This is a genomic window from Alphaproteobacteria bacterium, assembly GCA_019746225.1.
In the GTDB taxonomy this organism is placed as follows: Bacteria; Pseudomonadota; Alphaproteobacteria; order Paracaedibacterales; family VGCI01; genus VGCI01.
The window spans coordinates 116,748-133,472 of record JAIESE010000013.1 but is presented as its reverse complement, the minus strand read 5'-3'; the positions used below and the strand labels follow the sequence as shown (position 1 = coordinate 133,472).

Genomic DNA, 16,725 nt, shown 5'->3' with positions numbered 1-16,725 from the left:
TTATTCCCGTCGCCAGGTCGTACCTTCTGGGCCATCTTCCAACACAATACCACTGGCCAGAAGAGCATCTCGAATGCGATCGGATTCTGCAAAATCTTTGCGTGTTCTGGCCTCTCGACGGCTTTGAATTTGGGCTTCAATCTCTTGAGGTGTCATTCCTAATTCGCCCCCCTGAAACCAAGTTTCAGGATTTTGCTGAAGGATACCCATAATGTTCCCACTGGCTTTTAAGAGGCTCCCAAGACGCAACCGTTCTTTGTCATCTGTTGCTTTGTTAATGGCTGTAGCTAACTCATGTAAATGTGAAATTGCCAAAGGCACATTCAAATCGTCCTCCAAAGCTTCCAACACGTTCGAATCGATCTCAGTGCTATCCGTCAACCCTTCACAAGCCTTCAAGGCCGTATAAAGGCGATCGACCCCGCTCTTCGCTTGTTCAATAGCTGTTTGTGTCCAATCTAAGGATTGACGATAGTGGCTAGAGAGCAAAGCAAAGCGAATTACTTCTCCTGGGTAATGGGCGAGAATCTCTCGAACTGTTAAAATATTGCCTAAGGACTTTGACATCTTGTTTCCGTCAATTGTCAAATGACCATTGTGCATCCAATATCGTGCAAATATGGGCGTTTCATGCGCACAGCGGCTTTGGGCAATTTCATTTTCATGATGTGGGAAGATTAAATCGAGTCCTCCTCCATGAATATCAAAGGTGTTTCCAAGATAACGACTGCTCATTGCCGAACATTCAATATGCCAACCGGGACGCCCAAAGCCCCAAGGACTTTCCCACCCGGGTGTTTGATCATCGGAGGGCTTCCAGAGAACGAAATCGCCCGGATCCCGCTTAAAGGGAGCCACTTCTACACGGGCACCCGCCAGCATCTCATCCTTATTGCGCCGAGAAAGAAGTCCATACTCTGAAAAGCTTGTGACACTAAACAATACATGGCCTTCGACTTCATAGGCATGGTCCTTTTCAATAAGATTTTTGATGATCTCTATCATCTCTGCAATATGGTGTGTTGCCCGAGGTTCCACATCGGGAGGCAATGCTCCCAAAGCTCCCATGTCCTGATGATAAGCTGCCGTCGTTTGTTGCGTTAATTCCCCAATTGATATGCCCTGTCGCTTTGCGGCCGCATTAATCTTATCATCAACATCTGTAATATTCCGAACATAACAAACGTTGGGGTAGATCCGGCGCAATAATCGGGCTAACACATCAAATACAACCACAGGTCGTGCATTTCCAATGTGAGCTAAATCGTAGACGGTTGGTCCGCACACATACATCCCCACCTGATCTGGATTTATGGGTTTAAAAATCTCTTTTGTTTTGGTCAGTGTATTGAAAAGTAGAAGGCTCATGATGGTTGTTTGCTTATCCCTTAAGTCGTTCTTTTATTTTTGTATAACCTATCAAGGGCAACAGTTCTTTCATTTCGGGCCCATGATCCATTCCTGTTATGGCTTGCCTCAAAGGCATAAACAATTCTTTGCCTTTGCGTCCTGTCATCTCTTTCAGTTGGTTAGTCCATATACCCCAAGTCTCCGTATTCCAAGGTTCTCCTGGCAAGCAACTCAAGGCTTGATTCAGATAATTTTGGTCTTCGATGATGGGTGTCATACCCCCACTGATAATTGGTTCCCAGTCTTTGGCCTCTTGAATTGTTTTCAAGTTTCCACGAATGACATTCCAGAAGGGCTCGTTGAGTGAAGGAGAGATCACTTTCAAACGATCTCTAACCCGTTCAAAAGGCGTCATTTGTAATAGTTTGTGATTGATTGTTCCCAACTCTGCCTGATCAAAATGAGGCGCAGTCCGGCTAAAGATGGACAAGGTGAAATTTTCCGCCAGCTCATCCAGTGTCAAGTGCGGCTCAATGGGCATGGATGTTCCAAGTCGCGCAAGAAAACTGTTAATGGACATAGGCTCAAGACCAGACTCACGCAAAGAAGCTAAACTCAAGCTCCCGAGGCGTTTGGATAAGGAAGCCCCATTCACATCAACAAGCAAGGTAGAATGGGCAAAGTGCATCTTTGAAATGTCTCCACCAAGGGCCGTAAATAATTGAATTTGGACAGCTGTATTCGTGACATGATCTTCACCGCGAATAATATGGGTAATGCCAAAATCTATATCATCCACAACAGAAGTAAGAGTATACAGATATGCCCCATCGCCACGAACCAAAACGGGGTCACTGAGGTGGCTCCCATGAAAATCATTAGGTCCTCGAATCAGATCATCCCAGTGGATGGCTTCGGGCAGCAATTTGAAACGCCAATGGGGACGACGCCCTTCTGCCTCAAATGCCTGGCGCTCCTCATCGGTCAATTTTAAGCCTGTGCGATCATAAATGGGGGGCTCATGGCGCGCTAATTGTCGCTTTCGCTTGAAATCTAATTCTTCAGGTGTTTCATAACAGGGATACAATCTGCCAGAAGTCTTTAGGTGTTCGACGGCTTTATCATACTCACCAAACCGATCAGATTGGCGCGCAAAACGGTCATGGGTCAGGCCAAGCCAAGCCAGATCTTCTTCGATGGCCTTCGCATAGACTGGATCAGAGCGTTCTAAATCCGTATCATCCAGGCGAAAGAGAAAAGAGGCATCTTCGCCTTTTAAAGCGTGATGGCGTGCAAATAGCCAATTGATCAATGCTGCACGGGCATTTCCAATGTGAAGTAATCCAGTTGGACTTGGAGCAAAACGAACGCGAATAACCATAAAATTAACCACAGTCTAAAAGGTGCATTTCTTCAATGAACTTACCATACAGAAATTTTCACCCATAAGGCAAGCAATTGTAATGAAATGAGAAAAAGAGATATGTTTTTTAGGCTAAATTAGACTTTATTCGTTTTTCTCTTTTTTGAAGACGCAGCTCCAACGCCAAACTTGATTTTAGAGATACGCTTAGACGTCTTAAGTTGAGGTTTTTGAGTTTGAGTTTTCAAAGCAACTGTCTTTAAATAGTCACCTTTTTGGAGGCTAGAACGGCGGCCCAATTTCGCCCACATGCCATAAACACGACTTTTATACGCGTTATGATGCGCAGGGGAAGCGGAATGGTAATATTTGATGGCGCGCTCAATAGATCCGTGGCGACGCTCGAGATTCTTTATCAGCTTAGCGGCGTGAGCAATGTTGTTTTGGGGCTCTAACATCGCTTCAATGGACTTGAAGTTGCGACGGTGAGACGCATAATGCAATTGCATACAGCCCACGGAAAAATTTGTCGTTCCCTGGTCAACCAGTTCCCGAACATAACTTGCGGCAGCTTCTTTGGATCGAAACATATGGGCACGTCCGCCCGCATTCACAGCCCAAGGAGAAAGTCCAGATTCAATCTTGGCAATGGCTCTTAATAAGTTTTGAGGAATCCCTTTTTCCGTTTCTTGTTTGGTAATAACTTCGGCTACTGAAGATGGTTTTGCAATAGGTTGGGGAGGGAGAGCTGGCTTTTCTGCTGTTTTTTCATCCGCAAGAGCGATAAATTGTGTTGAGAGAAACCCTGCAGCCATAGTGATTCGTATTAATGTTGTCAGCTTCATGGATGGACTCTCCTTCAAATCGCCCGGACTTCTAGAACTTCCGGGACATAATATCGCAGCATATTTTCAATGCCCGACTTTAATGTTGCTGTTGAGCTTGGACAGCCTGAGCAAGCTCCTTGCATTTTTAAATAAACAATCCCCTCTTCAAAGGAATGAAAGACGATGTCTCCTCCGTCTTGGGCAACGGCGGGACGAATCCGCGTGTCTAACAGTTCCCGGATTTGGTGAACAAGAGGATCAGTCGAAATTGCTTGGGAGGCCCCACCAGCCACAACATCCGTGACTACCGGTAGATTTGCGACAAAATGCTCCATTAATAAGCCCAAAATAGAGGGCTTCAACAGCGTCCATTCTTGGGTGGGGTCTTTGGTGATTGTTATAAAATCCGACCCAAAAAAAACACCTGTTATGCCCTCAACATTCATTAAAGAGAAAGCCAAGGGGGAATTATCGCAAGGCTGACCCTCTATATAAGATGCGGTTCCTTCAGGCATCACAACGCATCCGGGGAGAAACTTTAAGGTTTCAGGATTGGGTGTTTCTTCTGTCTGAATGAACACAAGGTTTCCTTAACGAATTATTAATATTCATTAACAATTAATACAAAATTAACCTTTGTGCAAGCAAAAAATTTTAATTAAATAAAATGACAAAGAAGAAAATGTTTAATACTTTTTGTTACTTATAAAAATTGTATTATAAAATAAAGAATAGATAAATTTCATTGTGTTTAATTATAGATGAGAGTTTTGAAAAATAGTTTGTATTAAAAACGGGGGGGTATTAACGACTTAGTGACTTAGTGACTTAGTGACTTAGTGACTTAGTGACTGGGTGCTGGGTTACATGAGAGCATGAAAGAATAAAAGATTCGGGTAAACGGACGATTGATTTCGATAGGGATTTAAGAATGGACACTCGGCCGTTAAGCGTGGCCGATCTCAAAAGACAATCCGGCGGGGTCAATTCCAAGGGTTGCCAAAGCCTGGCGCCACTTTCCATCAAGATCAGACCCAAAAATGAGTTCAGGGCTTGCATCGATAGTGAGCCACCCGTTTTCTTGAATTTCATGTTCCAACTGGCCTGCGCCCCACCCAACATAGCCTAATGCTAATAATGTCTCGCGAGGGCCTTCATTCAAGGCAATGGCCCGCAGAATATCTAGGGTTGCGGTCATCGCGAAACCATTTTCAATGAGGACTGTAGATTCGCTTACGTAATCACTTGAATGAAGGACAAACCCACGACCCACCTCGACAGGGCCCCCATAATGAATGGGTACCTGGGTGGCGATCGTCGATATATCTACTTCCATCTGCGTCAATAATTCTTCGAAGGTGATCGCAGGGAGGCCTTTATTGACGATAAGTCCCATGGCACCTTGCGCATCGTGGCCACAAATATAAATAACAGCATGAGTAAAGCGTGGGTCAGGCAAAAAAGGCATAGCAATCAATATCTTGCCCGTTAGGTCGTAACCGTCTTGCAATGAGGAGGGTGTTTGTTCTGTTGCCACGATTTCCAAGCTTCCGTTGAGTTTTACATAATCTCACTGTATCAGAAAATTCCTTTCTATAAAATTAACGTCCCCCTTTCCTTAAGGGAATAAAGGAGGTTATGCTGTTACTATTAAAAACAACAAAAGAGGATTATTTTTCATGACGATTAAAGTTGGCGACCATCTTCCAAATGCGACCGTAAAACAAATCACGAAAGACGGCTTTCAAGATGCGGATACCCAAAACCTATTCAAAGGAAAGACAATCGCTCTTTTTGGCTTGGTTGGTGCTTTTACCCCCCCTTGCAGTAATGTTCACTTGCCCAGTTTTGCCAAGAATATGGATGAATTTAAACGAAAGGGCATTGAGGTGGTGTGTGTTGCTGTCAATGACCCTTTTGCTTTGGCTGCTTGGGGTAAATTAGAGATTTCTCATCCGGATATAATCTTTCTCGCCGACTGGAGTGCCGAGTTTTCAAAAGCCATGGGACTTACTTTTGATGGATCAAAAAACGGTTTGGGAATTCGGTCTAAGCGATACAACATGTTGGTTAAAGACGGTGTTGTTGCCATTTTCAATTTGGAAGAAGATTCCGGTGTCTGTACGGTGAGTGCAGCGGAAACCCTCTTAAAGGCTCTTTAAAATTGACGATGCTTGAGACCACCTTTGAGGATATCCAAGAAGCGGCAAAAACTCTTGAGTCTGTGATTTTGCGCACGCCCATGCTTCTGTCGCCTTGGCTGAGTGAACAAGCTAAAGCTTCTATCTTTTTAAAGCTGGAAAACTTGCAAGTGATGTCGTCTTTCAAGGTTCGAGGGGCGTACATTAAAATTTCGGCGCTCTCAAAAGACCAGCAGGGCAAAGGTATTATCGCCATGTCGGCTGGAAACCATGCTCAAGGTGTGGCGTACCATGCGCGCGCCCTTGGGATTCCCGCGACGATTGTGATGCCCAAAACAACCCCCTTTTCGAAGATTGAGAGTACCCAGTGCCTTGGGGCAAGGGTCATTTTGGAGGGACAAAATCTCCATGAAGCGGGTGACTATGCCTCCCAATTGGCCAAAGAGGAGGGTTTGACGGTCATCCATCCTTATGATGATCCTGCAGTAATTGCGGGACAGGGGACTGTGGCCTTAGAAATGCTGGCTGATGTGCCGGACCTCGATGTTTTGATTATTCCGATTGGCGGTGGCGGCCTTGCCGCGGGTATGGCGATCGCGGCCAAATCGATCAATCCCAAGATTGAGATTATTGGAGTTCAGGCAGCGTCTTGTCCAGCGATGGCGCAAGTGCTCTATCCGGAGCGCAGCTTTACACCAACAGAGATTATTTCCACATCCCTTGCGGAAGGTATTGCCGTTAAATCGCCTGGTGTTCTGACTCGACAGATTTTGAAGAAACATTTGTCGGATATTATTATTGTCACCGAAGATCAGATTGAAGCGGCCATTGAAGACGTGTTGATTCATGGGAAACTGATCGCGGAAGGGGCGGGAGCCGCGGGCGTTGCTGCGTTGGCGGCTGAGCCTGACCGTTTCACCGGACGAAAGGTGGGCACGGTGATCTGTGGGGGAAATATTGATGCGCGCATCCTGTCCTCTTTGCTCTTACGCGGTCTTGTGCACCATGGCAAACTGGTGCGCCTCAAGATCGACATCAACGATGCACCTGGTGTTTTAGGGCAGATCTCGAAGATCATTGGGGATGCGGGCGGCAATATTTTTGAGGTGAACCATCAACGCCTCTTTAATCACATCACGGTCAAGATGGCCGTGTTGGACGCGGTTGTTGAAACACGAGATGCTGATCATGCGACAAATATCATCGCTCGTCTTGAAGCCGGTGGATTCCCCACCCAGCTGGTGGTGTGAGGATTTTTTGTGAGGATCTTAATTTTTTCTTGAAATCTGTCCATTGACCTTCTACATAAAGACTATGACGAAAAGCCGACACTCATTTAATCCATGTTTTCTCTATAAGCGGTAACGTTTATATCAGCCTCTCTGTGGCCTTTTGATGAAAGAGGTCCGTTCCCTGTTATTTACGTTATTATTATATAAATCAATTGTTTATGGATGAAGAATATGAATATTATTACTTATGAAGATTTTAGTCGTGTTGAATTGCGTTCCGGCACTGTTGTCAAAGCAGAAGCTTTTCCAAGAGCGCAAAAGCCAGCTTACAAAGTGTGGGTTGATTTCGGGGGTGACCTTGGCATCAAGCAGACGTCCGCCCAAGTTACCAAACACTACACCCTTGAAGATCTTGTTGGACGGCAAGTGATGGGATGCGTGAACCTAGCCCCTCGCAATATCGCTGGGTTCATGTCCGAATTTCTCCTAGTTGGATTTCCTGATGAGGCGGGCGCTGTGTGTCTTGCGACTGCCGACCCGCGGGTTCCCAACGGGCAGAAGCTGTTTTAGAACTTATCCGAAAGGATATATATGATAGCTACATTACATATTTAGTAAACAAAGTTTTATCGTCATTGCGAGCGAAAGCGAAGCAATGACGCCTACAGTTATTTTGATTTCTATGATTTGATATTCCTAGAGTCTGAAATATCCTTTCGTTAACCCTCACCAATTATCGTCTTTTTCAGCTTTTGTTTCCGCTATTTGTCTGTCTTCCTTTTCTGGAAGGGAGCGAATTTTAAGCATAATTTCGCGGGCAACCTCTTCTGAGAGACTGAGGATTGTACGCTCACTGGCTGCGGATTCTGCGCTTCGCGTACTGAATTCTTCCGTGTAGTTGAGAATATAACTACTGTAGGCGGTAACCGTTCCTTGGGCTCTGAACTTATTGCCATCATAGATCTTGTAATTGGCGGTTGCTTGAATTTGGCTGCGAGATACAGTTGCGTCTGAGCCATAAGCGATGGGGACATATCCTTCATTTACTGTAATGGACACGATGTAAGCTTTGTTATTAACCCTTGGAGTAAGGGCCAATTGCTTTTCTAATTCCCGTCGGAATTTATAAGCAGAATAGCCAGTACCATTAATTTTTAAATTAAAGCGCTGGGGGTACTCTTGCTGTCCTGACATGAGGGGTTGAAATCCACAACCTGTTAGGGGAAGGGATAAGAAGGAGATGGCCAAGAGCTTTTTGAAAGACATTTTGTTGTTCCAATCAATTGCACGGTACAAACTTCAATATTCCGCCAAGGCTTCGGCTTAACTCCTCGCAATGACGTAACTAATATTATAACACTTATAAAAAGTATAACATCTAAACCCTACACCACAATGTTCACAATCCGGTTTGGAATGGTAATGATGCGTTTCGTTGGTCGGCCGGCTATATCGCGGACCACACCGGGGAGCGCCTGAGCTTCTTCTTCCAATGCTGATTTTTCTGCATCAACGGCTGCTTGAAAAGATCCCCGCATTTTGCCGTTAACTTGCACCGCAATCGTGACTTCTTCAATCATGGCGAGCGTTGGATCAGCGAGCGGCCAAGGCGCATCGACCAAGCTAACCTGATGTCCAAGCTTGCTCCATAATTCGGAGGTCAAGTGGGGAACAATGGGGCTCAATCCTTGCACAACCACTTCGAAGCCTTCGATCAAGGCTTCCCGACTGATGGCTGTATTTTCGATGGCTTTCTCAAGGGTGTTGGTCAGTTCACGCAAAAAAGCGATGGCTTTGTTAAAGGCATTTCGTTCATAAGCTTGCTGAAATTTTCGGATGGATTGGTGCGTTGCTTTTCGCAAAACGAGCGTTGGTTCTGTCTCACCCTTTCGATCTGCCAATTCGATGGTTTGAAGACCAAGGCGCCACACGCGATTGATGTATCGCCACGCGCCTTCGAGGCCTTCTTCACTCCAGTCAAAGTCGCGCTCTGGCGGAGTATCTGAAAGTACAAAAAGACGGGCAGAGTCCGTGCCATAGGTATCAATTATCGATTGGGGATCCACCACGTTCTTCTTTGATTTGCTCATTTTTTCAGAGCGTCCCACGGTCACGGGCGATCCGTCTTTCACCGTTACATATTGGCCTTTTGTATTCTTCTCAACCTCTTGAGGTAAGAGCCAATGGCCATCCGCGCCCTGAAAGGTCTGATGACAAACCATCCCTTGGGTGAGGAGGTTCTTAAACGGCTCATCCACATGAACATATCCACAATCTCGCAAGGCCTTGGTAAAGAAGCGTGCATAAAGGAGATGAAGGACCGCATGCTCGACGCCGCCAATATACCAATCCACGGGCATCCATTTTTGGCAAGCCGCTTTATCAACAGGGGCGGGAGACTTCGGGTTGCAGTAGCGCAAGAAATACCATGAGGATTCAACGAACGTATCGAACGTATCGGTTTCGCGCGTTGCCGCCTTGTTGCAATGAGGACAATTCACATGCTTCCAAGTTGGATGATTGGCCAAGGGATTTCCCCCTTGCCCAAAGACGACATCCTTTGGCAATGTTACAGGCAGATCTTTATCTGGCACAGGCAGAGGGCCACAATCATCGCAGTAAATAACGGGAATGGGACATCCCCAGTAGCGTTGGCGAGAGATGCACCAATCGCGTAATCGATAAGTAATTCGACGCTCGCCCATTTTGCGATGCTCAATTTCCTCGATGGCACGTACCCGTGCCGCTTCGACGGACAAGCCATCTAAAAAGTCAGACTTGATCAATGTTCCCGGACCTGTGTAAGCAGCACTCAAGGGAGATGTGAGGGCTTCTTCTTGGGGTTGGACGACGATGGTGATGGGCAACTTGTATTTTGTTGCAAATTCAAAGTCCCGCTCATCGTGCGCGGGGCAGCCAAAGACGGCGCCCGTTCCATAATCCATCAACACAAAGTTTGCGATATATACGGGCAGAGTGTGCCCTTCAATAAAGGGGTGGTGAACGGACAAACCTGTATCAAAGCCTTGCATTTCCTCTGTGCTCAAAGCTTCTTCTGTGGTCGGTGTGCGTTGACACATGGTAACAAATTCCGCAAGGGCGGGGTTGGTTTTCATCAATGCTTCTGCCACAGGGTGTGCGGGAGAAATGGCACAAAAGGCCGCGCCAAACAACGTTTCGGGGCGCGTTGTGAAAACGTCTACAGCTTCATTGTCTCGTCCAACAAGCGCAAACTGAACAAAAGCCCCTTCTGATCGGCCAATCCAATTTTCTTGCATGCGAATGACTTTGTCGGGCCACCCTTCTTCAAGCTTTGCTAAATCGCTTAAGAGTTCTTGGGCATAGCGGGTGATTTGTAAGGACCACTGTGTCAGCTTTCGCTTTTCAACAAGAGCGCCCGAGCGCCATCCTCGACCATTAATGACTTGTTCGTTGGCAAGAACAGAGCCTTCAATCGGATCCCAATTCACCCAAATTTCTTTGCGATAGGCAAGACCTTGTCGCCAAAAATCCAGGAATATCTTTTGTTCATGGGCATAATAATCTGGCTGACAGGTGGTGACTTCCCGTGTCCAATCAAAGGCAAACCCCAAAGACTGAAGCTGTTCCTTCATGGTCTTGATGTTGTCAACGGTCCACACGGCTGGGTCAATTTGATGTTCGGCCGCTGCGTTTTCGGCGGGTAAGCCAAACGCATCCCATCCCATGGGATGAAGAACCGCATACCCTTGGGCGCGCTTGTATCGGGCAATCGCATCTCCAATGGCATAGTTTCGCACATGCCCCATGTGGACACGCCCAGAGGGGTAGGGAAACATTTCTAGGATATAGGATTTTGGTTTTGACGAATCTTCTTTAACTTCAAACGCCTTTGCATCGCCCCATGCCTTTTGCCATTTATGCTCAAACTCTTTAAAGGGATAGGCTGTCATGCTCGTAATATCTCAAAGTTACTTATTCGCTTCTAAGTGTTTTACCCGTAGTTGCCGTGCCTTGGACAGAATAATATTTTCCATTTCTGTCGCTGAATTAGCATCAGCTGGCGCACTTACCCAGGTTCCACTCTTATAGGCTTGTTTATAAATGGTAACCTTTATGGCATCTGCTCGCAATTGTGGATTTGTAACATAAACGGTAACTTTTATTCTTTCCTGTGGTGTCTTTTGGGCCGTGAACCAATCGGTTACGATGACACCACCAACAGCATCCGCTGAGGACAGTGGCATAAAGGACAGGGTATCCAGGGATGCGCGCCAAATGAAAGGGTTTACGGTTGCAGACGGCATGCCCGTTGAGCTTCCTTTTTTCGGTCCACCAAAGGCCAGGAAGTCATCTCCAAACAAGTTGCCGAAATTTTTCTTTCGCGTTTCATCGCGTCCCATGGGAACTGATTGACCTTCTTTTGCAGATAAATCACCGCCGCATCCTGACAGAAGGATCAGGGTTGAAGAGAGGGCAAAGATAATTTTTTTTTCTATTATTTTCAACACGATTGCAAAACTCCACTATTATTGGGTAATTTTTAGGATGTTTTCCAGCATTGGCTACTAAAGTCATATCCAAATGTTTTCTCTTTATGCCACGAGGTGGGGGAAGATGACAAGATGAAATGCGCCAAGTGTTTCGATTTATGAGATTTTCGCTATTTCCTGGCCTCTCCCTCTGGAGCTCGAGGAGCGTGTCCCTTAAATTTAAGGAGGGAAAATTTTCCTCAAATTGTTTTATTAGACATCTTCAAATTTTTGTTGTTATGATTGTTGTACAAGTTTCAATCAAGCAGGATTTATGAAGATGTCTAACAAGGATTCAAGAGGGGGAGCACGACCCGGAGCGGGGCGCAAGGCGAACTCCGGTGTGTATGGGGAAAAGACGGTTGCGAAGCGTATTCCGGCCTCTCTTGTCCCCAGTCTTGATCACATTATTCGCACCTGGAAAGAGGGAAAGGCAGAGCCATCTTTTACCCTTGATTCTGCCACTTTGCAAGACATTCGTATCTCAAAGCCAAGCAATCTCAATCTTCCCTTTTACGCGAGCCGGGTGTCGGCCGGATTTCCGTCGCCCGCTGATGATTTTTTAGAAATGGCTTTGGATTTAAACCAGCACTTGATTCAGCATCCTGCCGCTACTTTTTTTGTCAGAACATCTGGCGATTCCATGATTCAGGCCGGTATTCACAACAATGATATTTTGGTGGTGGATCGTTCCGTGGAAGCGAAAAGCGGTGCCATTGTGATTGCAGTTGTCAATGGGGAGCTTACCGTAAAGCGTCTTCATATGAAGGGGGAAATTATAACCCTCCTGCCTGAAAATCCAAATTACCCGCCCCTTGTCATCACAGAAGAAATGGCGTTTCAGATTTGGGGCGTCGTCACATCCGTGATTCATGAATTTAAGGGGTCATCATGATTGGTCTTCTCGATGGCAATAATTTTTTTGCTTCGTGCGAGCGGGTCTTTCGCCCCGATCTTGTGGGGCGTCCCGTTGCGGTTCTGTCGAATAACGATGGCTGCATCATTGCCCGATCCGCAGAGGTCAAGGCACTCGGTATCCCCATGGGCGCGCCATATTTCAAAATCAAAGATATTCTCCTTAAAAATCACGTTGCCGTTTTTTCGTCAAACTTTTCCCTTTATGGGGATATGTCCGCGCGCATGATGACGCTGATTGAATCTCATGTTCCGCGCCTCGAAGTCTATTCCATTGATGAAGCATTTATCGACTTTTCAGGTGTGGTGAGCATAGAGGAAAGGGCGCATCATTTGAGGAATCAGATCTATCAATCTTTGGGACTTCCCACGTCCATCGGCATTGCTAAGACAAAGACCTTGGCGAAGGTGGCTAACTACTTTGCTAAGCGGGTGGGGGCGTATCGGTCCGTGTGTGTTTTGGATACGGACGCGCGTGTGAATGGGGCGCTAAAGGCCATCAAGATTGAGGACATTTGGGGCATTGGACGTCGCATCACGGAGCGCCTGCAGGCTTATGGTATTTATACAGGGCTGCAGTTGAAGGAAATCGATCCTCGTTGGATGCGGCGCACCTTTACGGTTGTGGGGGAGCGTCTCATTCATGAACTGAATGGGCTGTCTTGCCTTGAGGTCGAGGACATTCAGGATCCTAAAAAATCAATCCAAGTATCCCGTAGCTTTGCCGTGCCCATGGTCAAGGAAGAAGATGTTCGAGCGGCGGTTGCGACCTATGCCACCCGATTGGCCCAAAAGTTGCGCATCAATGGCTTAAAGACGCGCAGTGTTTTGGTGGAGATTCGCACGAATTTTTTTCGCAAAAATCAGCCCCAATATCGAAATCACGCAACCCTTATTTTGCCCTGTCCCGTTGATGATGATTTGAGCCTGATTAAAGCCACAACGAAGGCGTTTGAGAGCATCTTCAAGCCCGGTTTTGCGTACCATAAAGCAGGGGTCATGGCGCTTGATCTATTGCCCCGGGATCAGCAAATTCAGCTTGATCTTTTCTCCATGCTGCCCATGGAAGACCCAAAATCTATTCAACTCACCCAAGCCGTGGATCGTGTGAATACTCAATTTGGACGGGGGACACTTTTTTCGGCCGCCTGCGGAAAGCGCTTGCGATGGCGGGACCAGAAACGCAATGTCTCACCCGCTTACACCACCTGCTGGCAGGATCTCCCCAAGGCGTATGCGCGGTAGGGGGGGGAAGGTAAGGATTCTGAGATTGTTGCAGCTACTTTATTCAATACCTCAAGAGTCCTTAGTGATCCGTACTTTTCTCAGAAAACCGGAGCAGCACGGTGAATTACCATGTATTCTGGTCATGCAATGACGTAACATGTTGAATTATAGCATTTATTCAGTCATACTCTTCCCTTCCCCCGAGGGAAGGTTCAAGCATCATCTGTTTTGTTGTCGGAGTAATATAAGAAAAACTCAAGTTTGTCGAAAAAACTCTTAAAGATTGTGAGGAAACAGGACCTCGTCAGATCTGACTTAAAATGATACTGGTGGTATACAAACTTTTTAATGCTTTAAGGCCATCTTTATATTTCCGTGGTCCTATGATATGCAATAAGCATCTCATTAAATCAGGCAGTGAATTTAAATAAGGAAATGTAACCCTTATTTTGCCTTGTCCCGTTGATGATGATTTGAGTCTGATTAAAGCCACAACGAAAGCATTTGAGAGTATATTTAAGCTCGGCTTTGCGTACCATAAAGCAGGGGTCATGGTGTTTGATCTGTTGCCACGGGATCAGCAAGTTCAGCTTGATTTGTTTTTCATGTTGCCCATGTTGCCCATGGAAGATCCCAAATCTATTCAGCTCACCCAAGCCGTGGATTGCGTTAATACTCAATTTGTACGGGTGAATTTGTACCGGGCTCATCATGAGTATCAAGATTTAAGATTGATTAGAAATGCGAAAAATAATCCGCAAAGCAGACGTCTGTAAAATCTTTATCTTTTAGCTTTTGAGAAGAAGTAAAAAACTGTCCCTGGCCTCCGTCAACCCAGCCGATCCCATCCTTTTTTCCCTCCGAACTTATCTGAAGCAGAAGATTAGAATAACGAGGGTAATTCTCAAATCTCATCCCAGCAATATAGTCTGTTGCGGGAAAACCCCCAATATAGTGTTTAGGGAAATTAGGAAATGATTCATGCCATTTGAGATCCCAATAGATCCAGTAGGAGGATGTAAGGTCTGGATTTTTTGTGTCATATCTAAAGTCAGTGGCCCCAAGAAGATCTGCTAGCATTGGGTTTAAAAGTACATCTGCCGAAGGATGAACGGGCAACATATGACCAAGCATGAAGTCAATTTTCATGGGTTGAGAAAAATTGAATGGGTAGTTTTTTCCCCAGTAAATGGGCTCTTGCTCCACGCTCAATTCTATTGAATCTAACTTGGTGTCTTCATGGTATATGACGCGGGAGCGATTTTTATTTAAGGGATGAAAGGAATCATGATCCTCATCATCATTCAGGAAGAACTGAACAATCCCCCGCTTTGGCCAGCCTAATTCTTTTGGCACATCTTTGCAGTTAATTTGGGCAAGCATGCCTAATCTTTTTCCCCCTGATGTTACTGGGTATTCTTTGCCTTTAGGCCAATATGGTACGCCGCCAAACTTGCTATCTTTTAGCTTCGGAGTTTGTTCCTTGTTGACTCTAATTGCGGCGACGAGGGCATAGCTGCTTTCAATAATTTTTGCTTTCTTTGGGTCCTCATTTTCAAAAATTTTGATCGATGTTAATTCATCCTTTCTGGTACAATAATGTAAAAAATGTCCTTTCTCATTTCTCCAGGTCGCTGACACACAACTGATCCACCAATACCCTGCCAAGAAGATTAACCATCCAATAAATCCAATAAATACCCCTATTGACGTATTGCCCATCATAAAACGGGATATTAATATCATAATAAAAAGAGAAATATATGGTATAATTATGTTAATTATTAAATTTTTAAACTTCATTTTAAATATTTGCCTTATTTTTTAAATATAAAAATTAAATTATAAATTGGTTTTGCATTGTGGCGCATCAATATATATAATATTTAGCATGCTTGCTAAATGAGCTTTTCTAATAGCAAAAACAACTGAAAACGTTTGAAGTTTTTTATAATAACAAGATATTTATATTATGCAATACCGTAAAAATACGCTAGTTTCATTGTTTGTATAGTTTAGAGCATGATTTTGGCAATAAAAAATATTTCATCCATACCCTAAGAGGTGTTCTCTCACCCACTAAGAAAATTCGTGAAGTGCGTAGGGTGCTATTTTAGTCCCGGAGTGGTGATGACCTCAATTGGCTTTGAGGTATGCTTATTGCAAAATCCTTATAAATGGGTAAACTGACATGGACTATTATAGAGTTTATTGGCCATCTTTATATTTCCGTAGTCCTATGATATGCAATAAGCATCTCATTAAATCAGGTGTTGGATATGAATAAGGAAAGCGCAAATGAAAAAGAATGACGATCTCACCTTCGAAAATCTTCAAAAGTCCTTGGCAGAGAAATCTTATGCGACAGTGCCCTTTCCCATTGAACGACCAACGATTGAATCCGCCGTTGAGGCTTTTTTTAAATTTTTGGAAGAGCCCGATTCGGTGAAGGAGCATATTCAGTTTTCCATCTCCCCTCTCCATCGTCGGGGAGATGTGGGGTATGTGCATCGTGACGCGAGTGACCATATATATAATGACGATAAGGAATTTTTCCATTTTAATCCCGCATTGTTCGAAAGGTATGGTGATTTTCTCGAAAAGCATCCGGTTGTCATGGATTTTATGATGAAAGCAAAACCCATTTGGGAGGCCGCATACAAAACAGTAAAAGATATCCTTCAAACTTTTGAGCCAGATTTTCCGGGAATCTGTGACAAAGTTTTTGATACAAAAGATGTTCATGTTCAATTACGGTTTTTGAGGTATAAGTGGCAAAATTCGGGTGAGTTTCTGGCTAAACCGCATTTTGATGCAGGTTCGTTTACGCTTGCGATTGCGGAAAGTTGTCCCGGGCTTCGCATTGGCAGTTGCCCTGAAAATCTGACGCCCGTGGAGCATCAATCCGGCACGGCCATTTTTATGCTGTCGAGCAATTATCAAAAAGTGATGACCACGGATAAATTCTCACCCGGATGGCATGATGTCATTCAAGTCGATAAGTCACAGATTGGCAAACCCTATGCCCGGTGGGCGGTTGTCACGTTTATTGACGCCCATGGCGTGGAGGCTTTGTCGCGTACCGAGACGCATAAGTGGTACGTTCCCAAAGTTGCTTAAGGGGAAACGTCATTCCCTCCCTTAAGGGTGACAATTTAA

At 45.2% G+C, this 16,725-nt stretch carries 16 protein-coding genes; 7 read left to right on the top strand and 9 right to left on the bottom strand.

Annotated features, from left to right (window positions below; all coding sequences use genetic code 11):
• From cysS to K2Y18_02540, 5 genes are all read right to left on the bottom strand, one after another.
• Complete coding sequence (cysS, locus tag K2Y18_02560; GenBank protein MBX9804617.1) at nucleotides 1-1,368, bottom strand: cysteine--tRNA ligase; 1,368 nt, start codon at nucleotides 1,366-1,368, stop codon at nucleotides 1-3.
• A 13-nt stretch (nucleotides 1,369-1,381) separates the two neighbouring features.
• On the bottom strand, nucleotides 1,382-2,731 hold the full coding sequence (gene gltX, locus K2Y18_02555; GenBank protein MBX9804616.1) for a glutamate--tRNA ligase: 1,350 nt from the start codon (nucleotides 2,729-2,731) through the stop codon (nucleotides 1,382-1,384).
• Nucleotides 2,732-2,850: 119 nt separating this feature from the next.
• On the bottom strand, nucleotides 2,851-3,558 hold the full coding sequence (locus K2Y18_02550; protein MBX9804615.1) for a transglycosylase SLT domain-containing protein: 708 nt from the start codon (nucleotides 3,556-3,558) through the stop codon (nucleotides 2,851-2,853).
• A 14-nt stretch (nucleotides 3,559-3,572) separates the two neighbouring features.
• Nucleotides 3,573-4,121 carry a NifU family protein gene (locus tag K2Y18_02545; GenBank protein ID MBX9804614.1) on the bottom strand — a complete coding sequence of 183 codons (549 nt, stop codon included), beginning with the start codon at nucleotides 4,119-4,121 and terminating at the stop codon, nucleotides 3,573-3,575.
• Between the two features lie 365 nt (nucleotides 4,122-4,486).
• Nucleotides 4,487-5,008, bottom strand: a complete 522-nt coding sequence (locus tag K2Y18_02540; protein MBX9804613.1) for a YqgE/AlgH family protein — start codon at nucleotides 5,006-5,008, stop codon at nucleotides 4,487-4,489.
• A gap of 211 nt (nucleotides 5,009-5,219) precedes the next feature.
• On the opposite strand from K2Y18_02540, the gene K2Y18_02535 reads away from it, so the two are divergent.
• The 3 genes from K2Y18_02535 to K2Y18_02525 all read left to right on the top strand — a co-directional run bounded on the left by K2Y18_02535 (nucleotide 5,220) and on the right by K2Y18_02525 (nucleotide 7,483).
• A complete protein-coding gene (locus K2Y18_02535) occupies nucleotides 5,220-5,702 on the top strand; it encodes a peroxiredoxin (GenBank protein ID MBX9804612.1) in 483 nt (160 codons plus the stop codon).
• An 8-nt stretch (nucleotides 5,703-5,710) separates the two neighbouring features.
• Nucleotides 5,711-6,931: a threonine ammonia-lyase gene (locus tag K2Y18_02530; GenBank protein MBX9804611.1), complete on the top strand. Its 1,221-nt coding sequence runs from the start codon at nucleotides 5,711-5,713 to the stop codon at nucleotides 6,929-6,931.
• 213 nt (nucleotides 6,932-7,144) lie between these two features.
• Complete coding sequence (locus K2Y18_02525) at nucleotides 7,145-7,483, top strand: tRNA-binding protein (protein ID MBX9804610.1); 339 nt, start codon at nucleotides 7,145-7,147, stop codon at nucleotides 7,481-7,483.
• 156 nt (nucleotides 7,484-7,639) lie between these two features.
• Here the strand turns inward: K2Y18_02525 and K2Y18_02520 are convergent, their stop codons facing one another.
• From K2Y18_02520 to K2Y18_02510, 3 genes are all read right to left on the bottom strand, one after another.
• Nucleotides 7,640-8,179 (bottom strand): hypothetical protein, encoded by a 540-nt coding sequence (locus tag K2Y18_02520; GenBank protein ID MBX9804609.1) that lies wholly within the window; start codon nucleotides 8,177-8,179, stop codon nucleotides 7,640-7,642.
• Nucleotides 8,180-8,298: 119 nt separating this feature from the next.
• A complete protein-coding gene (leuS, locus tag K2Y18_02515) occupies nucleotides 8,299-10,845 on the bottom strand; it encodes a leucine--tRNA ligase (protein ID MBX9804608.1) in 2,547 nt (848 codons plus the stop codon).
• Nucleotides 10,846-10,863: 18 nt separating this feature from the next.
• Nucleotides 10,864-11,403 carry a DUF3576 domain-containing protein gene (locus K2Y18_02510; protein MBX9804607.1) on the bottom strand — a complete coding sequence of 180 codons (540 nt, stop codon included), beginning with the start codon at nucleotides 11,401-11,403 and terminating at the stop codon, nucleotides 10,864-10,866.
• Nucleotides 11,404-11,698: 295 nt separating this feature from the next.
• Between K2Y18_02510 and umuD the strand changes: the two genes are divergently transcribed.
• From umuD to K2Y18_02495, 3 genes are all read left to right on the top strand, one after another.
• A complete protein-coding gene (gene umuD / locus K2Y18_02505; protein MBX9804606.1) occupies nucleotides 11,699-12,319 on the top strand; it encodes a translesion error-prone DNA polymerase V autoproteolytic subunit in 621 nt (206 codons plus the stop codon).
• On the top strand, nucleotides 12,316-13,584 hold the full coding sequence (locus K2Y18_02500) for a Y-family DNA polymerase (GenBank protein MBX9804605.1): 1,269 nt from the start codon (nucleotides 12,316-12,318) through the stop codon (nucleotides 13,582-13,584). The genes umuD and K2Y18_02500 overlap by 4 nt, the downstream gene beginning before the upstream one ends.
• A 431-nt stretch (nucleotides 13,585-14,015) precedes the next feature.
• On the top strand, nucleotides 14,016-14,342 hold the full coding sequence (locus K2Y18_02495; protein MBX9804604.1) for a hypothetical protein: 327 nt from the start codon (nucleotides 14,016-14,018) through the stop codon (nucleotides 14,340-14,342).
• Here the strand turns inward: K2Y18_02495 and K2Y18_02490 are convergent.
• Nucleotides 14,302-15,234: a DUF1963 domain-containing protein gene (locus tag K2Y18_02490; protein MBX9804603.1), complete on the bottom strand. Its 933-nt coding sequence runs from the start codon at nucleotides 15,232-15,234 to the stop codon at nucleotides 14,302-14,304. The genes K2Y18_02495 and K2Y18_02490 overlap by 41 nt on opposite strands.
• Before the next feature lie 630 nt (nucleotides 15,235-15,864).
• On the opposite strand from K2Y18_02490, the gene K2Y18_02485 reads away from it, so the two are divergent.
• Entirely contained in the window at nucleotides 15,865-16,686 is an 822-nt protein-coding gene (locus tag K2Y18_02485; GenBank protein ID MBX9804602.1) for a hypothetical protein, read from the top strand.
• Nucleotides 16,687-16,725 lie beyond the last annotated feature (39 nt).